Here is a 373-nt window from a genome sequence, read left to right on the forward strand (position 1 = left end):
AATCCACATGTTCTTCGACGCTTTTTTCGATTTGCGCCACTGGCACCATTGCGGCTGTTTGTTGTAGTGCTTGCGACTGAAGGTGCGAACGAGCTTCTTGTGCTGTGTCATTGATAGACTCCATCTCTTCTTTAAACATTGAACCGAATCGTGTTAATTGTTTTGCAGTACCTTTTGGTCCATCAACGATGAATCCACCATTAACCAATATCCAGTACGCAGTGTGACCCGTCCAATAACCTGCAAGTTGATCTTTTAAGTTCTTATACAACTGCGCTCGCATCTTATCGATGGGCACCGTCCGAAGGTCAGAAGTCCAGTTGTTAGAGAACAAATCATGAATCACCTGGTCGATTTGAGACACCGCAACCTT

The 373-nt window shown here is 44.8% G+C and carries 1 protein-coding gene; it reads right to left on the bottom strand.

Annotated elements, in window-relative coordinates; genetic code table 11:
* The coding region (locus AW165_RS19715) for a hypothetical protein (RefSeq protein WP_212823950.1) at positions 1-283 on the bottom strand (283 nt) is incomplete at its 3' end.
* Between the last annotated feature and the right edge of the window lie 90 nt (positions 284-373).

This window comes from Acinetobacter sp. LMB-5, assembly GCF_001541635.1.
GTDB lineage: Bacteria > Pseudomonadota > Gammaproteobacteria > Pseudomonadales > Moraxellaceae > Acinetobacter > Acinetobacter pittii.